Here is a 17,662-nt window from a genome sequence, read left to right as displayed (position 1 = left end):
ATCAAGTCCGGCTTCCACGGCCCCACCGACATCTCCCCGGTCGGGTTCGCCGCGCAGCTGCACGTGGGCCTGGCGATCCACAACTACGGCATCCAGGAATACATGCAGCACTCGGATGCGACCAACGAGGTCTTCGAACAATCCATGACCTTCGTGGACGGCTACCTGCACCCGGGCGACAAACCCGGCATCGGCGTCGAATTCAACGAAGAAGCCGCCGCCGCGTTCCCCTACCAGCAGGCCTACCTGCCCTACAACCGCCTCGTCGACGGCACCGTCCATGACTGGTGATCCGGCCATGACTGGTGATCCGGCCATGACCGGTAACCCGGCCACGACCGGTGAGTTGAACATGATCGGTGGCCGTCCCTGACACACCAAAAAGGTCCCGGGCGGCGAGTCAATGCTCTGCCGCCCGGGACCTGGCTCTTTTGAGTCCGTCTCTCAGCGTCCGGTTTGCTGGTTGCTTAGTGAACCTGTTCCCGGGTCATGCCGAAGGGGACCTGGTCGGAGAGGGCCGCGGTGTAGTGGCCCGGCTTGTGCCGCGTGAGCAAAATGCCCTGCGTCCCCGTGGTCATGGCGAGCTGCTGCAGCCCGCGGACGGCGTCGTTGAGTCGGTCATCGAGCACGCGCCGGTTGTCGACCTGGATCTCAATGGACTCGGTAATCGTGGTCATAGCTCTGTCTTTCTTGGAGTACTTCTAGTCGGCCCCAATGGATTCAGGAACAGTAACGTCATATTTATTGACCCGTCAAATCACCACGCCGCATCTGCGCGGGGTGCCGTGCGGGGGCCAAATGCCCGCACATTCGGCCGCGGGCGGCTGACCTGCAGATCCATCCAGGCACGGGTGGTCCCAGTGAGCCTGATCACCGGCATCATTGCGGGCAGGCCGAAAGATGCTCGTGGACGCAAACGATGCCGCCGTCGGCGGCACGGGAGAAGATGATGGTCTCCCGTTCATCGCTCGTATCGCGGCCACCGTCCCGGTCAATCTCGACCGTCGTGGCGACTCGGTGCGAAAAGACCGCGGTAGCCCCGAGGAGCTGGATATCCTGCTCGCTGCTCCGGCATTCAAGCACACGCCAGCCTCCGGCGAGCCAGCTGTCCCAAAGGGTGCGGTAGGCGGAGCGGGAACCAAGGCGCTGGGCTTCCGGATGGAAGATAAAGGTCGCCTGCGGGCTGAAGGCCGCAAAGTAGGCCTCGGTGTCCGTGGCGGCGAAGGCGGCGACCAGGCGGTCCGCCGCATCCTGCACCTCCTCGCGGCTGAGGGGGCCGGGCATTGTGGACTGCAGCGCAGCCGGCCGCAGCTCCGCCGCCGGCAGCGGCCGGGCCACGGCACGGATCGGGGCACCGTCGGCCCCGGGGATATTGAGGGGAAAGAGGAAGAGTTCGACGTCGGATCCGGCGTCTCTGGCCCGCTGGACCTGCTCCAGCCCGGTGAGGTTTTCCACGATGATGCAGCCGTTTCCGGCCAGGATGGCGTGGGCGGGAAAGCCGCCGCCGGCCGGGTTGCCGTCGGAAGCGCCGTCCGAGGCGCCGTCCGAAGCGCCGGGGGAGCTGGGATCCACGCTGAGGGCATCCAGGCCCACGGCGCGGTAACCGCGGTCCACGATCAGTTGCGCCGCCGCCGCCTCCAGCCAGGGATGCTTGAGGTACTCCTCCGTTCCCCACGCCGCGGCGGAGCCGGTGTGCAGCAGCAGGATTTTTGCTGGATTGTCCTGATCCCCGGGATCCCCAGAAGCCCCACCTGAGCCCGCCGGGGCGATCCCCGCCAGCTGTGCGGCGGTGATGGCGCCGCCGCGGGCCACGTCCCGGACGTCCACGATTTCGGCGACGCCGCCGAAGAGAGACAGCGGCAGTTCGTCCAAAGCTGCCCAGCCCTCGCCCACATGCAGGGGTGCGTCGGCGTGGGTGCCCGAATGGGAGCCCAGTCCGAGCGAGAGCACGTTGGCGCCGTCGGCCTCCACGGTCAGTGCCGATGCAATCCGGACCTCAGGGTCGCCGGGGTAGACAGGCATTCCGGTGCGCAGCGGAACGCTGAGATCGAACCACGTCACCGCTGGCCCACCAGTTCCGTGTCCCGGTCGCCGGGCAAGCCCGGCCCGGCCCCCTCCGGCGTTCCGGCAGCGACGGTGTTTCCGGCCGCATCGATGACCGGCGGCACCGGGGTGTCCTTCGAAGGGATCCAGCGCGGCCCGGCGGCCGGGAACACTCCACGCGGCTCCGGGAAGATCCACAGCAGCCCGAGGTAGAGAACGGCTGCAAGCGCCAGCGATGCCGGCAGGCTGATGTCCACGCCGCCCGCCAGGTTGCCCAGGGGCCCCTGGAACTGGCCGGGCATGTTCACCATACTCAGCCCGGCCGCGGCGCTGACCAGCCAGGCCGTCATGCCGCGCAGGTTCCAGCCGTGGTTGAACCAGTACCGTCCGCCGGTCTGGCGCCGGTTGAATACCTGGAGGGCGTCGGCGTCGTACCAGCCGCGGCGGGTGATGAAACCGAGGATCATCACCACCATCCACGGCGCGGTGCAGGTCACGATCAGGGTGGCGAACGTGGAAATGCTCTGGACGAGGTTGAAGGCAAAGCGGCCGGCGAAGATGAAGGCGATCGCCAGGATCCCGATGAACAGGGTGGCCTGGACCCGGTTGAACCTCGGGAAGACGCTGCTGAAGTCAAGACCGGTCCCGTACAGCGATGACGCCCCGGTGGACATGCCGCCGATCAGGGCGATGGCGCAGAGCGGGATGAAGTACCAGGCGGGGGAGATCGCCAACAGGCCGCCGACGTAGTTCGGCGCCGCCGGGTCCATGAATTCCGGCGCTTTGGTGGCGATGATGGACGCCGTGGCCAGGCCAAAGACGAACGGAACAAGGGTGGCCAGCTGGGCCAGCAGCGCCGCACCCATGACCTTGCGCTTCGGGGTGGCGGTGGGGATGTAGCGCGCCCAGTCACCCAGGAACGCGCCAAAAGAGATGGGGTTGGACATGACGATCAGGGCCGCGCCGATGAACGCCGGGATGAACCCTGCGACGCCGACGCCGTCGAATCCGGTCCCGAAGGCACCCTCGAAGTTCAGGTTCAGGTCACCCGCGAAGGCGATGAAGCCGACAACGAACAGCAGGGTGGCCGCGGTGACGGCGATCTTGTTCACGAGCAGCATGAACTTGAACCCGTAGACGCAGACCACCAGGACGAGCCCACCGAAGAGGCCGTAGGCGACGGCGAACGAGCCCATGTCCTGCGGCAGGCCCACCAGCCGGTTCAGCCCGCCGACCAGGGCATCGCCGGAGCTCCAGACCGAGATGGAGAAAAATGCCAGCGCGGTCAGCAGCGACAGGAATGATCCGACCACCCGGCCGTGCACGCCCAGGTGGGCGGAGGAGGACACCGCGTTGTTGGTCCCGTTCGTGGGGCCGAAGACGGCCATGGGCGCCAGCAGGAGGGCGCCGACAACCAGGCCCGTCACCGTCGCGGCGAGCCCCTGCCAGAATGACAGGCCGAAGAGGATCGGAAACGCGCCCAGGAAGGCCGTGGCAAAGGTGTTGGCCCCGCCGAACGAAACCCTGAACAAGTCAAAGGCACTGGCATTGCGGTCCTTCTCGGGGATCCGTTCAATGCCGTAGGTCTCCACGTCGGTGACCTTGCCGCGGTTCCGCCCTGCGCGGGCGCCGGCAGGCTGTTCCTCGACCATGTTGTTCTCCATCCAGCTCATCATTGATTCCGTAAGAGTTGCTCCATAAGCATCACAAGTTGCTTTGGAGGCTACCTTGCTTGGTTTGGAGGCTACACTGTGAAGCGGCTCACAGCAAAGCACCGGTCCGTCCGGCCGGCAGATTACGCAACCGGCCGCCGGACCGGACCACTCCCGCGGGGGCCGGGCGCCCATGTGCCTGCCGCCCGGTGAAGAACAGGGATAATCTTCAACGGGGACTATCCACTACACGGCGCAAAGGCGGCACGGCGACATGGCACAGGCTCAGACAGGCAAACCCCGGGGACGGTGGCGGACCTTCCACGAAAAATTCGTCGTGGAGGAGCGCTACATGAGTGTGGCGGCGCGCCGGAATCTCTACCGCACTGCCGTCGTCCTGATGATCACGGGCGCCGTGCTGTTCGCGGTAGTCCTCACCGGAGTCCTGCAGCACGGCGGCCTCTCGGCGGCGGACGAGCCCGTGCGATCCTGGCTCCTGACCCTGCGCGCGGAACCCACCACCATCATCATGATCATCCTTGCGATCATCTTCGGCCCCATCGGCCTGCCAATCATCGTCCTCATCGTGACGGTGGCCTGGGGCCTGCTCGCCAAGCACGCCTGGCGGCCGATGCTCCTGGCCGGGGCCATGCTGACCGGCGTCATCCTGGCGCAGGTCATCGGCCGCATCGTGGAACGCCACCGGCCTCCGATCGACCTCATGCTTTTCGGCGCCGACTCCACGTTCTCGTTTCCTTCCGGGCACGTCCTGGGCGCGTGCGACTTCCTGCTGGTCACCACGTACCTGGTCTTTTCGCGCCGGAAGAACCCCGTGTCCGCTGTCATCGCCTTCATTGTGGCGGGGATCGGCATCTTCTTCGCGGCCGTCAGCCGCCTCTACCTCGGCTACCACTGGATGACCGATGCCCTGGGCGCCTTCTCGATCTCGCTCGTGATCCTGGGCGGCGTCATTGCGCTGGACACGTGGCGAACGGCACGGATCCCGGGCGAACAGATCACCGGGACGCTGTCCACCGCCGACGCGGGCCAGGACTAAGCGCCGTCAGCGGCTGCGCGCCCGCTTAAGTTCGGCCCGCAGCCGGGCGTTGGCTGCCTCCAGTTCCATCACCTTGGCCACGCCGGCCAGGTTAAGCCCCTCCGCCAGGAGTTGGCCGATCCGCCGCAGCACTGCGAGGTCTGCGTCGCTGTACTGCCGGGTGCCACCCGCGGTGCGGTCCGGCGCGAGGAGCCCCCGGCGCTCGTAGAGCCGGATATTCTGCTGCCCCGTGCCCACCAGCTGCGCCACCACCGAGATGGCGTACAGGCCTGTATTCGTGCCGCGGTCCGCCATGGCATTCCTCCCGTTCCGGCAATTCCCTTGCATCAGTGTTTCACCGGTGCTATAAAAAATCTATACCCACTACCACAGATAAATGGTGGTGGGTTGTGGAAGGAATGCAGATCAACTCTCGCTGAAGGAGTGGGAAATGATGTTGATTCGGACGGACCCGTTCCGTGACTTTGACCGGCTCGCGCAGCAGGTGTTCGGGACGGTGGCGCGCCCGGCGCCCATGCCCATGGACGCGTGGCAGGAAGAGGGCGTATTCGTCGTCGTGTTCGATCTTCCGGGGGTCAATGTCGACTCGATCGGGCTCGACATTGAGCGCAATGTCCTGACGGTCCGGGCGGAACGGCGGGACCCGGTGCAGCCCGATGTGGAACTGACGGTCTCGGAGCGCCCCCGTGGCGTCTTCAGCCGCCAGCTGATCCTCGGCGACACCCTGGACACGGAGAACGTCAAGGCGAACTACGCCGACGGCGTCCTGACGCTCCGCATCCCGGTGGCGGAGGCGGCCAAGCCGCGGAAGATTGAAGTCACCCGTTCGCAGGACAAGATGCAGGAGATCGGGAAGTAGCCACCGGAGCCGGCGCGGCGCCCGCAGCGTTGCTCCGGCTCCGGCTGCAGGCAACGGAGGCCGATCATGTCCGGCAGGAACCCTGATCCCCGCGGCTACTACGCGCTCTTGCACGTCTCGCCGGAGGCGGGCCGGCAGGAGATTGGCCGCGCCTTCCGGGCGCTGATCCGCCGGCACCATCCCGACATCGGCCAGTTGGACATCGACCCTCCCGATGTCGGTGCCATTCTGCACGCTTTCGCCGTGCTGCGGGACGCCAGGAGCCGGGCGGAGTACGACGCCGGCGGCTGGCGGCCCGCCGTCGAGGACGACACCTTCCATCACCGGAACGACCATGCCGGCCAAGGCGGCCGCGACATCCCGGTGCGCATCATCCGGCGTCGGGATCCTCTTGTGCGCGTGCTCCCCGTCCGCTGGGAACCCGGGCCGTGACGGGGAAAGACTCCCGTCCAGCAGTCCCATCCAACAGTCCCATCCACTGAGGAGGAGAGCGGCCATGAGCACGTGGCGCCGTTACGATTCGCACCTGATGCCGGTATTCCACGAGCGCTTCGAAGAGCGCTGGGGCGAGGGAACGGCGCCGTTCCTGGACCCAGAGGCGCATGAGGCCCCGTTGCCCCGTGCGCAATGGATCAACATCGACACGGGCGCGGCGCTGGCCGTGGTCCCGGTCTGGACAGATGAAGACAGCCAGCACCGATCCTTTGGCGTGTTCTACCTGCCGCCCGCGGGTGATATCTGGGTGCTGAGGCCCGGCTTCACGGAGTATCTGGAACCCTCGATGGACGAGGCTGAGCAGCTCCTGACGCTGCGGAATGATGCCTTCCGCAAGGCCGTGGAGCACGCCAAGGTCTTCCTGTTCGGGCCGGAGACCTCGGTGTTCTGAACGGCAGGTGTTCTGAACGGCAGGGGCCGGTTGATGCCAGGGATCAGTTGCTGGCGGCGGCGTACGCGTTCAGGCTCAGGGAGAACACGATCCAGGAGACGTATGGCAGCATGAGCAGGCCCGCCGCCCGGCTGATGAGGCCGAACCGGACCACGGTGACGGCAGCGGCCACCGCATGGACGGCGATGAGCAGCAGGGCCAGCCACAGGGCGGCCCCGCCGGCCATGGGGTACATGCCGAAGAACAATGGCGCCCAGGCGAGGTTCACGAGCAGCAGGATGACGTAGACGGTCATGGCGCCGCGGCCGCGCCCGGAGCGAAGTCCTGTTCCCCGGCGCCAGACCAGCCACGCTGCCACTGCCATGGTCGTATAAAGCACGGTCCAGACCGCTCCGAAGGCCCAGCCCGGCGGAGTCCACGGAGCCTTCTCTGCCGCCGCGTACCAGCCGTCGGCGTTGCCAATGATGGCCAGCGACGCCACGAAGGACACCCCGTGGGAGACCGCCAGGAAGCAAAGGAGGGCCGCCGCCTGCCTGCCGGGGGTGGGCGGCGCCGCCGGCGGCCGGCGGTTGACGCCTTGTTCAATTTTCACGTGCACCGATCAACAGTGGCCGTTGGCACCGCGCGCGTCAAACGGCCCGGGTCGTGGCGCTCACCCCCGGGGGAGCCTAAGATCAGTCAACCAACCACCGAAACTACATAGAGGTACCCGTCGATGAACGCTTCCGCCAACGATCTGGCTTCCCTTCTTCCGCCCGGCTTCACCCTGGGCGTGGCGACCTCGGCCTTCCAGATCGAGGGTGCACTCGATGAAGACGGCCGCGGCCCTTCCGGATGGGACGTCTTTGCCGCGCAGCCGGGTTCGATCGTGGAGGACCAGAGCCCGGCCGTTTCCTGCGACCACTACCACCGGATGCCCGAGGACGTGGCGCTGATGAAGGACCTGGGGATCGACTCTTACCGGTTTTCGCTGTCCTGGTCCAGGATCCAGCCCGGCGGGAGCGGGCCCGCGAACCCCGCCGGGCTGGACTTCTATGACCGGCTGATCGACCTGTTGCTCGCCAACGGCATTTCCCCCATGGCCACGCTCTACCACTGGGACACCCCATTGCCCCTGGATGAGGCCGGCGGCTGGATGAACCGAGACACGGCCTACCGGCTGGGGGACTTCGCCGCCATCGCCGCCGCTGCCTTCGGGGACCGCGTGAAGCGCTGGGTGACTGTCAACGAGCCCGCCACAGTCACCACTAACGGCTACGCCCTGGGCATGCACGCGCCCGGCGAGGCCCTCATGCTCAAGGCCCTCCCCAGCGTGCACCACCAACTGCTGGGCCACGGCCTGGCGCTCCGGGCGCTGCGTGCCGCCAAGGTACCGGGTGACATCGGCATCACCAACGTTTACTCACCGATGGTCCCGGCCACCGCGAACCCGCTGGACAAAGTCAGTGCCGGACTCATGGACGTGGCGCAAAACCGGCTCTACGCCGATCCCGTGCTGCTCGGCAAATACCCGGATGTCATCCGGGCCGCCACGTTCTTTTCGTCGTCTTTCAGCCCGTCCAGCGAAGACATGGAGCTGATCTCCCAGCCCCTGGATTTCTATGGCCTGAACTACTACATGCCCACCCTGGTCGGGGCGGGTCCGGGGGAGGGGGCCGTGCCGCCCGGCATGGCCGAGGCCATGGGGGACGACCTCAGCGGGACACCCGGTGCGCCCTTCCACATCGCGCCGTTCCCGGACACCGAGACCACGGCCTACGGCTGGCCGGTCAAGCCCGAATACATGTCCGTCGCCCTGGCCGAGATGGCCGGCCGCTACCCGGATCTGCCCCCGGTCTACATCACCGAGGGCGGGGCGAGTTTCGAGGACGTCGTGGTCCACCCTGTCGGGACGGACCGCCGGATGATCCCGGACGAACGGCGCCTGCGTTACCTCGCGGACCACATCGGTACGGCCCTGGAAGCGACACGTCCCGGCGGTGCCGCCGAGGCCATCGACCTGCGCGGCTACTATGTGTGGTCCTTCATGGACAACTTCGAGTGGTCCGCCGGCTACAAGCAGCCGTTTGGTCTGGTGCACGTCGATTTCGAGACCCAGGTCCGCACGCCGAAGGCCTCCTACTACTGGCTCCAGGAGGTCATTGCGGCCCGAAGCGCGGCGTCCGCCGGAGAGCCCGAAAGCCTCGCGCAGCCCGACAGCGGCGCCGGCGGGCAGGACTAGACGGCCGACGTCGGCGAGCCGCATCCGGCAGGCTGACGCCCCAAAAGCGGGGTAGGCCTAGAGCAGATCCAGGTCCTGCAGGCCCTTGGCGAGTCCCGCCCCGTCGGGCGAATAGAACCACGGGACGGAGGACTCCGAGTGGTCGCCGGTGTCGGAGTGGCCGCCGGCGAAGACTGCTTCGGTGGAGGAGAGTTGCCGGATGCCGATCGCGGCCACCTGGTCGGGGTGCTTCTGCGCGAAGCCGGAGTAAATCTCTTCATCGTGCTGGCCGTTGTCGCCGAACAGCAGCCAGCGCATGTTCGGGAACTCCTGGGCCAGCAGCTCAAGGTTCCGCCGCTTGTGTTCCTGGCCGCTACGGAACCAGCGGTCGTGCGTCAGTCCCCAGTCCGTGAGCAGCAGTGCGCCCGAGGGATAGAGGTTCCGGGCGATGAAACGGGCCAGGGTGGGAGCTGCGTTCCACGGCCCGGTGGACAGGTAGATCACCGGCGCCTCCGGGTGCTCCACCTTGAGCCGATCCAGCAGGACAGCCATGCCGGGTGTCGCCATCCGGGCTCGTTCGTTCAGGACGAAGGTGTTCCACAGTGCCAGGAAGGGCCGGGGGAGGGCGGTGACCATGATGGTGTCGTCAATGTCCGAGACAATGCCCAGCTTGGTGTCCGGGGAGATCACGAAAATCCTGGCCTCGACCGGTTCCGTTCCTTCGGCGCGCAGCACGGCCGTATGCCAGCCCGGGGTCAACGCCACGTGAACCAGGGTGTCCACCAGGCCGCCGCGGTCGGCATGCACGCGGGTGGTGACGCCGCCGATCTGGATCTCCACCTCGGTGAACTGGACCGGGACACTCGTGAACGCCCGCCAGCCGCGGAAGTTCTGGTTGCCGTTCACGGCCAGCCGCTCCGCGTTGCTGCCGGGCGCCGGCCGGCTGGTGAGGACCACGCGGCCCAGTACCCTGACCCACTCTGTCGAGCCGTAGCCCTGATAGGCGACGGTCTGCGGGCTGAACTTCCAGCGCCGGGCCGTCTTGAGCCGGACCCCGTTGACGGTGTCCGACACCCAGTGGGCGAGCCGGAAGGCCCTGTTGCCGGACACGGGCAGCTGCTGCGCTGGTTGCGACGCCAATTCCATGCCTCCACTCTCCCACAGTGCCGGGCTCCGGCCGTGCCGGCGGGTCCCCGGGACCCGGCCCCCGCCATGCCGGATCACCAGCGCGGCGGCTGACCCAGCAGCCCGCGCAGGGTGGCGGCGTTGCGGACGGCGTTGCCGCCGCCGTCGTTGTTAAAGTACGCGTAGACGTCTTTCCCGCCGGCCTGCCACTCGCGGATCCGGTCCGCCCACCAGCGCAGGTCCTCATCGGAATAGGATCCGCCGTACAGGACGTCGTGGTCCGGACCGTGCAGCCGGATATAGACGAACGGCGCGGTGGCACGCAGCACGCACGGGAGCCCGGCGCCGCTCATGATGCAGTAGGCCGCGCCGTGGCGTTCCAGCAGGGCGTACACGGCGTCGTCGTCCCAGCTTTGGTGGCGGAACTCCACGCAGACGCGGATCCACCCGGGCAGAGCCGCCAGGAAGTAGTCCAGCCGGGCGTCATCGCGCGCTAAGCCCGGGGGCAGTTGGACGAGCAGCACGGCCCGCTTGTCGCCGAGTTCGTGCCAGCACCGGGTGATCCGCTCCGCCCAGACCTCCGGGGCGTATAGCTTCTTGGCGTGCGTCAGGCCACGGGGCGCCTTGACGGACAGGGCAAAACCGTCGGGCAGGCGGCGGCGCCAGCTGGCGAACGAGTCCTCTTTCGGCCAGCGGTAGAAGCTGGCATTCAATTCCACGGTGTCGAAGTGTGCCGCGTAGTATGCCAGCCTGTCCCGGGCCGCCAGGCCTGGCGGATAGAGGACCCCGTCCCAGTGGTCATAGCTCCAGCCGGACGTGCCGATCCGCACAGTGGCTTCGTGCGCTGCCATGCCCCGTCCCCTGCCCCTTCCCATCAGCGATGGATCCACGTCCTCCGGCGGTCCCGTGCGCCGCCGCCCGTCAGCGTTCACCGTCAGCGTTCACCGTGGGCCCTCCGCCCGTGCCGGGGGGACGGCGGTGTGGCACTGTAAGTGTCATGGTACGCATCGAGGATTACGCAATGGTCGGGGATCTGCATACCGCGGCCCTGATCAGCACCGAAGGTTCCATCGACTGGCTGTGCCTGCCGCGCTTCGACTCACCGGCCTGTTTCAGCGCCCTCCTCGATTCGCCCGCGGCCGGCCGGTGGCTCCTGGCGCCGGCAGGCGGCGGCGAATGCACCCGCCGCCGCTACCGCAAGGGCACGCTGATCCTGGAAACCGAGTGGGAGTTGCCTGAGGGCAAGGTCAGGATCATTGACTTCATGCCACCCCGCGACGAGGTGGCGGATATCGTGCGGATCGTGGTCGGTGTCCGCGGCACGGTGCGGATGCGCGGCGAACTGGCGCTCCGGTTCGACTACGGCCATGTTGTGCCGTGGGTCCGCCACGACGAGCGCGGGATCCACGCCGTCGCCGGGCCCGATGCCGCCTATCTGGTGACCGATGCGCCCCTGCGCGGTGAGCGGATGCATACCGTCAGCGACTTCACGGTCAAGGCCGGGGAGCGTGTGCCCTTCGTGCTGACGTGGAGCCCCAGCCACCTGCGCCGGCCGCGGTCGGTGAACCCGGAAACGGTCCTGGCGTCCACCGAGGAGTTCTGGCTTCGCTGGTCGGCGAAGTGCACGGTCACCGGGCGGTACCGCGACGCCGTCCAGCGCTCGCTGATCACGCTCAAGGCCCTGACCTTTGCCCCCACCGGCGGGATCGTGGCCGCCGTCACGACGTCGCTGCCGGAGGAGATCGGCGGCACCCGGAACTGGGACTACCGCTTCTGCTGGCTGCGCGACGCCACGCTCACGCTGCAGGCGCTGCTGGCCGCGGGCTACACGGAGGAAGCCGGCGCATGGCGCGACTGGCTGCTCCGGGCCATCGCCGGGGACCCGGCGGATCTGCAGATCATGTACGGGCTCCACGGCGAACGCCGGATGCCGGAGCTCGAACTGCCGTGGCTGAAGGGCTACGAAAACTCCGCGCCGGTGCGTACCGGCAACGGTGCGGCCGGCCAGCTGCAGCTCGACGTCTGGGGCGAGGTCCTCGATTGCCTGTCCGTGACGCGGAACTCCCTGCTCAAAAACACTGACGACGCCTGGGACGTCCAGGTGGCCCTCATGGAACATCTGGAGACGGCCTGGCGCCAGCCGGACAACGGGCTGTGGGAAATGCGCGGCCCGCAACGCCATTTCACGCACTCCAAGGTGATGGCATGGGTGGCGGCGGACCGCATGGTCAAGGGCGTCCGGGACTTCGGCCTGATCGGCCCGGCGGACCGTTGGGAGGAGCTGCGTGACGCCATCCACGCCGAGGTCATGGCCAACGGGTTCGACGCCGACCGCAACACGTTCGTGCAGTCCTATGGGCGGCCGGAGCTGGACGCGAGCCTCCTGCTGCTGCCCCGGGTGGGGTTCCTCCCGCCGGATGATCCGCGCATCATCGGCACCATCGACGCGGTCCAGCGCGAGTTGACGCACGACGGCTTCCTGCGCCGCTACCTGCCGGCGCAGAGCGACGACGGGCTTCCCGGCGGGGAGGGGGTGTTCCTGGCATGCTCCTTCTGGCTCGTTGAGGCCCTGATCGGGGCGGGCCGGCGCCACGAGGCCCGGGAGCTGTTTGAGCGCCTGCTGGCGTTGCGCAACGACGTCGGACTCCTCAGTGAGGAGTGGGGCGTGGAGACCGGCCGGCAGCTGGGCAACACACCGCAGGCCTTCAGCCACTTCGCCCTCGTGATGAGCGCGCTGGAACTGCATGAAGATGGCGTCCGCCGCAGCGACACGCCGCTTCCGTGACCCGCGCCCGCGGCCCCGCCCCCGGCCGCGGCGACCGCCGGCGGGACCTTCAGCACTTTCCCCGCACCGTAAAATAAGTACACTTACTAATATCCCGGCGGGGGATACGAGGGAATGAGGAGTGTGCAATGGCGGGGTATTTTGAGCTCGTGGACGCGCCCGACGGCGGCTACCGCATTCGGATGATGGACGGGGCCGGGCAGCTGATCGCGGTTTCAGTGACGTTTCCCACTAAGAAAGCGGCCGTGGCCGGCGTGGCCCAGGCGAGGGAGATCGCCGGAACCGGCCTGATCAGGGACCGCAGCGCCGATGGACGGGCCGCCGTGCCAGGCTCGTCCGCCCGGGTGATCAGGGGGCGGCGCGGCGGCGTCGGGCGCTCAAACTCCACCTTGGGCAGCTCGCTGGCGGGCAAGAGGGCGCAGGCCCGTACCTGATCTTCGGGACGGCAGTGTCCCCTGCAGGGTTCCCCGCGCCGAGCGGTTACAGTATGGCCATGGAGCAGCGGGGGAATCGGAACACCGGCCGTGCCCGGAAGAATCTGCTCGGCCGTGCGGCGGTGCCGCTCACTGCCGCGGCCATGCTGGTCGCCGGCCTGGTTTTCCTCTCCCAGCCGGTGCCGCAGGAGGACTTTGGCTGGGTCGCTTATGCTCCGCTACCGACGGGGCCCGTCGTGCTGCAGGGGCTCATGATCATGGGCCCGTGGACCTGGGCAGGGGTCGCGCTGATCGGTATCGGGTTGCTCCTGCTGGCGTTCTGGTCCGGCTACCGCACCGGCCGGCAGGCCCGGGACCGCGGCGACGACTCCCGCTAGGCGGCTGCCGCTTGGCCGTCCGCACCGCACCGGCTGCAGCCGCCAGCGCGGTCTGCCGCCGCCCCGAGGAGACAGTTCGCGGCGGTCCGGGCGCGAAGCACTGCCGCGATGTGCCGTCTCGGCGGTACGCTGGCCGGGCAGCGCCTAACCGTCGAGGAGGACCTCATGAGCCAGCACCACACCCCCGGAAGGGTCGCCGTCGTCACCGGAGCCGGTTCCGGCATCGGCCGTGCGGTGGCCCGGCTCATGCTGGCCGAGGGCTACCGGGTGGTCCTGGCGGGGCGGCGGGAAGAGCTGCTCCGTGAGACCGCGGCCGGCCACCGCCAGGCCCTTGCGGTCCCCTGCGATGTCACCGTCCCCGCCGACGTCGAGCGGCTCTTCGCCGCGGCTCTGGGGCAGTGGAAGCGGGTGGACGTGCTCTTCAACAACGCCGGCGTGTTCGGCCCCGCCGCCTCGGTGGACGAGATCACTCTGGAGGACTGGGACGCTACCGTCGCCGTGAACCTCACAGGATCCCTCCTCTGCGCCGCGGCCGCCGTCCGGGCCATGAAGGCCCAGTCGCCCCAGGGCGGACGGATCATCAACAACGGTTCGATTGCGGCACATTCGCCCAGGCCGCGGACGGTGGCGTACACGGTGACCAAACATGCGATCACGGGACTGACCAAAAGCATTGACCTGGACGGGCGCGGGTTCGGCATCACCTGCGGACAAATCGACATCGGCAATGCGGCGACGGATCTCATGGAGGAGATCGGCGTCGGCTCCGGGGCAGCCCAGGCAGACGGCAGCCTGCGGGCCGAGCCGACATTTGCGGTGCAGGACGCCGCCCGGGCCGTGCTGCTGATGGCCGGGATGCCGGCGTCGGCCAACGTGGGATCCCTCGTGGTGACAGCTGCGGGCATGCCGTTCATCGGGCGCGGCTGAGGCGCGGCTGAGGCGCGGCTGGGGCGCGGGCCCGGCCGGTGGGCCCTGCCGGACGCCGCGAGGAGGCCGCTAGAGGGGCAGGAGAGCGGACAGGTCCGCGCGCAGTCCCGAGGCGGCAACACGGCCGGCCGCGACGGCGTCGGCCCAGCTCAACCGTCCGCTGACCATCGCCAGCCAGGTGTCGGCGTCGCACTCGATGACGTTTGGCGGGGTGCCGCGCGTGTGCCGCGGGCCCTCCACGCACTGGGTGACGCCGAACGGCGGGACGCGCACCTCCACGGAGTTGCCCGGTGCCCGCGCGGTGACTTCCTCCAGGCAGTAGCGCACCGCCGTCGCGATCGTGGTGCGCGGGACGGCGCCGGGTCCTGCAGGGCCGGGGACCCAGGCGGCCGGTACGTTGGTTCCCGGCACTTTGACTCCCGGCATAGCCGAGCTGGCGTCCTGCCATGCGGCGAGTGCCGCGCGGCCCTCGTCCACGGCAATGCGACGGCGCGATACGGCCACTTTCCTGCCTCCAGCCCGGCGATGTCACGGCCGCCGTTTCGGTGGCCTCAGTCCAGCCTATGCCACCGGCCGCGGTGGTCCCGAAGCCGGCGCCGTCCGCCCTCCGGCCGGGGGTGCGGCTCCTAGTCCAGCAATGCCGCGACGGCCCGCCCGAGCCGGATCTTGCCGACCGGGCGTCCCCCGCCCAGTACCGGGTCCACCACCTTGTCCAGGACGCTGGACACTTCAGGGATTTCGACGGCGCCGGAGGCTGCGAGGAGCGTCAGCCCCACCAGCGTGGTGGCCCGGATGTTGCCGTCGAGCATCTTGATGGCAACCGAGACGCCCTGGCGGGTGGCCATGACCAGCACGCCCTCGGCGCCGATCTTGGCCAGGATGCCGAGTTCGTCCATGACGATCGTGTTGGCCTGCCCGCGCCCCTGGACGGCCCACGGGTAGTCCAGCATGGATGTGGCAATCGTGGCGGCCCGCGCGTTCGAGTTCTTGTCGCCCGGAGCCTTGGCCAGCTTCGAGTAGGCCCGGGCGAGGCCGATCAGGGAGACAGCGGCAACGGGCGCACCGCAGCCGTCGATGCCCAGATGGGTGATGCGTTCGCCGCAGTATTCCTCGATCACGGAGCGGATGCGCTGCTGCAGCGGGTGGTTGGGTTCGAGGTAGCTGTTCTTGTCCCAGCCGTTCTCCGTGCACGCCCACAGGAACGCGGCGTGCTTGCCCGAACAGTTGAAGGCCAGCCGGGACTTGCCGCGCTCGGTCTGGACGAGCCAGTTCCGGGCAGTCTCATCCTGGGGCCAGTCGGCCGGGCACTGCAGCTGGTCTTCCTTGGCCCCGGCCGCCTTAAGCATGCCCTCGACCACGTCCATGTGGTCCAGGGATCCGACGTGGCTGCCGCACGCGATGGCCACCTGGGCGCCCCGCAGGGGTACGCCGGACTGCATCGAGGCCAGGGCCTGCAACGGTTTGAGCGTGGACCGGGCAAAGATCGGGGCGTTCACGTCGCCGAGCTCGACCACTACTGTCCCGTCCGCGGCCAACACCACGGCCGAGCCGATGTGGCGGGACTCCACGAAGCCGCTGCGTTCGATGACTGCCAGTTCGACGGCGGAGTCGACTGTGAAAGTTGCATGCGGGTTCAAAGCCATGCTGCAAGTCTATGGTGCCCGGTGCTGATACCCCGGTTATTCCACGGTCACCATCACCGACTGCCAGCCGGAGGCGCCGTCCGGGACCGGATCCGCCCGCTTGTCCGTCTGGACCTCGCCGCTGCCGTCCGTGGCACGGACCTTGATGTAGTGCGCGCCCGGCGTGGCCTCCCAGTCGAGGGACCACTGCCGCCACGTGATGAGGGAGGCCTCCTCGGAGAGTACTGCCTCGGTCCAGGGTCCGCTGTCGATCTGCACCTCGACCTTGGTGATCCCGCGGGTCTGGGCCCACGCGGTGCCGCCGATTGCGACCTTTCCGGCGGGGACCTTGGCGAAGGACTTGGGCACCTCGACCCGGGCCATGGTCTTGATCGGGCCGCGTTCAGACCAGCCGCGCTGGGTCCAGTACGCCTTGCTGTCCGCGAACCGGGTCACCTCCAGGTCCACCACCCACTTGGTGGCGGAGACGAAGCCGTACAGCCCGGGAACCACCATCCGCACCGGGTAGCCGTGTTCGAGCGGGAGCGCCTCGCCGTTCATGCCGATTGCCAGCATCGCGTCGCGGTCGTCCTGGAGGACCTCCAGGGGCGTGGAGGCGCTGAAGCCGTCAATCGAGGTGGAGAGCACCATGTCCGCGCCCTGCGTGGGGCGGGCCAGCTTCAGGGCGTCGCGGATGGGCATGCCCAGCCATTTGGCGTTGCCGGCCAGGTTGCCGCCGACCGGGTTGGACACGCAGGTCAGGGACACATGGGATTCGATGAGCTGGGCGTCGAGGAGGTCCTGGAAGGTGAGCCGGACCTCCTGTTCCACGAGGCCGTGGATGCGCAGTTCCCAGTCCTGGGCGTTGATCTCCGGGACACTCAGGGCCGTGTCGATCCGGTAGAAGTCTTTGTTCGGGGTCAGCCACGGCGTGACGCCGGGCGCCTTGGACTGCACTCCGGCCGGGACCGCGGGGGCGGCCTTGGCGGGGGCGGGCAGCTGCAGCGACTCGCGGGCCGCGGCCACGTTGCTGCGGGCCGCGCTCAGCAGCCGTCCGCCGGTGGCGGCCACGGCCGAGGCGGCCGCGGTGATGCCGGCGGCGGCGAAGAACCCGCGCCGGGTGGTCGCCGGGCGCTCGGGTTCCTTCGCGGCGAGGTCCGCGGCCCGGTCCGGCCATTCCTGCATCCGCCACAGCCGGGTGATCAGAAGCCGCAGCACCACCAGCCCGGCGACGGTGCCGATCAGGGAGGGAATGGCATCGACCGGCTTGACGCTGGCCCGCGTCACCACGCTGCCGACGATCACGGCGCCCATCAGCACCACGCCGGCCACACCCAGGGCCCACTTCCGGTACGCCACGATGCCGAGCACGCACGCGAGGAGCAGGATCGTGACGGCCATGCCGGCGAACAGCGCGGCCTTGTCGTTGGTGCCGAACGTGGCAATCGCAAAATCCTTCATCCACGGCGGCGTGAAGTCGATGAACGTGGAGCCCAGCGCAATGACGGGTGTGGCCCGCGCGGTGAAGAACGCCCCGATCAGTTCCGCGACGGACAGGACGACGGCGGCCGCAGCCACTCCGGCCACCGCGGCCAGGGCTGTGGCGCCGCGGGACCGCTTGCTGGGCTTCATGCTGGGCTTGTTCATACAGGCCATTCGTAGCCGTGGGCCCGGCGGATTGTCCGGCGCCGGGTC

General features: G+C 68.5%; 20 protein-coding genes. 10 read left to right on the top strand and 10 right to left on the bottom strand.

Translation table 11 applies throughout. From position 1 onward, the window contains the following. The coding region (locus tag AC1DXI_RS15340) for an enolase C-terminal domain-like protein (RefSeq protein WP_476939033.1) at positions 1-291 on the top strand (291 nt) is incomplete at its 5' end. 176 nt (positions 292-467) lie between these two features. On the opposite strand, the gene AC1DXI_RS15335 is transcribed toward AC1DXI_RS15340, so the two are convergent. The 3 genes from AC1DXI_RS15335 to AC1DXI_RS15325 form a co-directional block, all read right to left on the bottom strand. After that, a complete protein-coding gene (locus AC1DXI_RS15335) occupies positions 468-677 on the bottom strand; it encodes a hypothetical protein (protein WP_476939336.1) in 210 nt (69 codons plus the stop codon). 202 nt (positions 678-879) lie between these two features. Next, positions 880-2,061, bottom strand: coding sequence for a cyclase family protein (locus tag AC1DXI_RS15330; protein ID WP_476939335.1), 1,182 nt, complete (start codon positions 2,059-2,061; stop codon positions 880-882). After that, a complete protein-coding gene (locus tag AC1DXI_RS15325; protein ID WP_476939334.1) occupies positions 2,058-3,707 on the bottom strand; it encodes a purine-cytosine permease family protein in 1,650 nt (549 codons plus the stop codon). Before AC1DXI_RS15325 ends, AC1DXI_RS15330 begins: the two co-directional genes overlap by 4 nt. A gap of 262 nt (positions 3,708-3,969) precedes the next feature. Between AC1DXI_RS15325 and AC1DXI_RS15320 the strand changes: the two genes are divergently transcribed. Next, a complete protein-coding gene (locus AC1DXI_RS15320; RefSeq protein WP_476939333.1) occupies positions 3,970-4,752 on the top strand; it encodes a phosphatase PAP2 family protein in 783 nt (260 codons plus the stop codon). A 6-nt stretch (positions 4,753-4,758) separates the two neighbouring features. Here AC1DXI_RS15320 and AC1DXI_RS15315 read toward each other — a convergent pair whose 3' ends face one another. Further along, positions 4,759-5,046, bottom strand: a complete 288-nt coding sequence (locus AC1DXI_RS15315) for a MerR family transcriptional regulator (protein WP_018776184.1) — start codon at positions 5,044-5,046, stop codon at positions 4,759-4,761. A 136-nt stretch (positions 5,047-5,182) separates the two neighbouring features. On the opposite strand from AC1DXI_RS15315, the gene AC1DXI_RS15310 reads away from it, so the two are divergent. The 3 genes from AC1DXI_RS15310 (at position 5,183) to AC1DXI_RS15300 (ending at position 6,497) form a co-directional block, all read left to right on the top strand. After that, the gene (locus AC1DXI_RS15310) at positions 5,183-5,611 is read left to right on the top strand and encodes an Hsp20/alpha crystallin family protein (protein ID WP_018776183.1); all 429 of its coding nucleotides are present in this window, start codon (positions 5,183-5,185) and stop codon (positions 5,609-5,611) included. Positions 5,612-5,677: 66 nt separating this feature from the next. Then, on the top strand, positions 5,678-6,043 hold the full coding sequence (locus AC1DXI_RS15305) for a DnaJ domain-containing protein (protein ID WP_476939332.1): 366 nt from the start codon (positions 5,678-5,680) through the stop codon (positions 6,041-6,043). 64 nt (positions 6,044-6,107) lie between these two features. Further along, on the top strand, positions 6,108-6,497 hold the full coding sequence (locus tag AC1DXI_RS15300; protein WP_018776181.1) for a hypothetical protein: 390 nt from the start codon (positions 6,108-6,110) through the stop codon (positions 6,495-6,497). A gap of 43 nt (positions 6,498-6,540) precedes the next feature. Here the strand turns inward: AC1DXI_RS15300 and AC1DXI_RS15295 are convergent, their stop codons facing one another. Continuing rightward, on the bottom strand, positions 6,541-7,089 hold the full coding sequence (locus AC1DXI_RS15295) for a TspO/MBR family protein (RefSeq protein ID WP_476939331.1): 549 nt from the start codon (positions 7,087-7,089) through the stop codon (positions 6,541-6,543). A gap of 123 nt (positions 7,090-7,212) precedes the next feature. Between AC1DXI_RS15295 and AC1DXI_RS15290 the strand changes: the two genes are divergently transcribed. Next, positions 7,213-8,718, top strand: coding sequence for a GH1 family beta-glucosidase (locus AC1DXI_RS15290; RefSeq protein ID WP_476939330.1), 1,506 nt, complete (start codon positions 7,213-7,215; stop codon positions 8,716-8,718). A gap of 57 nt (positions 8,719-8,775) precedes the next feature. On the opposite strand, the gene AC1DXI_RS15285 is transcribed toward AC1DXI_RS15290, so the two are convergent. After that, positions 8,776-9,843 carry an App1 family protein gene (locus AC1DXI_RS15285; protein ID WP_476939329.1) on the bottom strand — a complete coding sequence of 356 codons (1,068 nt, stop codon included), beginning with the start codon at positions 9,841-9,843 and terminating at the stop codon, positions 8,776-8,778. A 74-nt stretch (positions 9,844-9,917) separates the two neighbouring features. Continuing rightward, on the bottom strand, positions 9,918-10,673 hold the full coding sequence (locus tag AC1DXI_RS15280) for a DUF72 domain-containing protein (protein ID WP_476939328.1): 756 nt from the start codon (positions 10,671-10,673) through the stop codon (positions 9,918-9,920). A gap of 146 nt (positions 10,674-10,819) precedes the next feature. Between AC1DXI_RS15280 and AC1DXI_RS15275 the strand changes: the two genes are divergently transcribed. From AC1DXI_RS15275 to AC1DXI_RS15260, 4 genes are all read left to right on the top strand, one after another. Next, complete coding sequence (locus AC1DXI_RS15275) at positions 10,820-12,607, top strand: glycoside hydrolase family 15 protein (RefSeq protein WP_476939327.1); 1,788 nt, start codon at positions 10,820-10,822, stop codon at positions 12,605-12,607. A 128-nt stretch (positions 12,608-12,735) separates the two neighbouring features. Beyond that, entirely contained in the window at positions 12,736-13,041 is a 306-nt protein-coding gene (locus AC1DXI_RS15270; RefSeq protein WP_476939326.1) for a DUF1508 domain-containing protein, read from the top strand. Positions 13,042-13,100: 59 nt separating this feature from the next. Further along, positions 13,101-13,418 carry a hypothetical protein gene (locus tag AC1DXI_RS15265; protein ID WP_476939325.1) on the top strand — a complete coding sequence of 106 codons (318 nt, stop codon included), beginning with the start codon at positions 13,101-13,103 and terminating at the stop codon, positions 13,416-13,418. A gap of 165 nt (positions 13,419-13,583) precedes the next feature. Beyond that, positions 13,584-14,345: an SDR family oxidoreductase gene (locus AC1DXI_RS15260; RefSeq protein ID WP_476939324.1), complete on the top strand. Its 762-nt coding sequence runs from the start codon at positions 13,584-13,586 to the stop codon at positions 14,343-14,345. Positions 14,346-14,414: 69 nt separating this feature from the next. On the opposite strand, the gene AC1DXI_RS15255 is transcribed toward AC1DXI_RS15260, so the two are convergent. The 3 genes from AC1DXI_RS15255 to AC1DXI_RS15245 all read right to left on the bottom strand — a co-directional run bounded on the left by AC1DXI_RS15255 (position 14,415) and on the right by AC1DXI_RS15245 (position 17,614). Then, positions 14,415-14,849, bottom strand: a complete 435-nt coding sequence (locus AC1DXI_RS15255; protein ID WP_476939323.1) for a sterol carrier family protein — start codon at positions 14,847-14,849, stop codon at positions 14,415-14,417. Positions 14,850-14,971: 122 nt separating this feature from the next. Beyond that, positions 14,972-15,988 carry an asparaginase gene (locus AC1DXI_RS15250; protein ID WP_018776171.1) on the bottom strand — a complete coding sequence of 339 codons (1,017 nt, stop codon included), beginning with the start codon at positions 15,986-15,988 and terminating at the stop codon, positions 14,972-14,974. A 36-nt stretch (positions 15,989-16,024) separates the two neighbouring features. Continuing rightward, positions 16,025-17,614, bottom strand: a complete 1,590-nt coding sequence (locus AC1DXI_RS15245) for a molybdopterin-dependent oxidoreductase (RefSeq protein WP_476939322.1) — start codon at positions 17,612-17,614, stop codon at positions 16,025-16,027. Positions 17,615-17,662: the final 48 nt, after the last annotated feature.

Source organism: Arthrobacter sp. P1_H7 (assembly GCF_056405215.1).
Note: the sequence above shows the minus strand (reverse complement) of the source record. Positions and strands in the feature narration are given on the sequence as shown.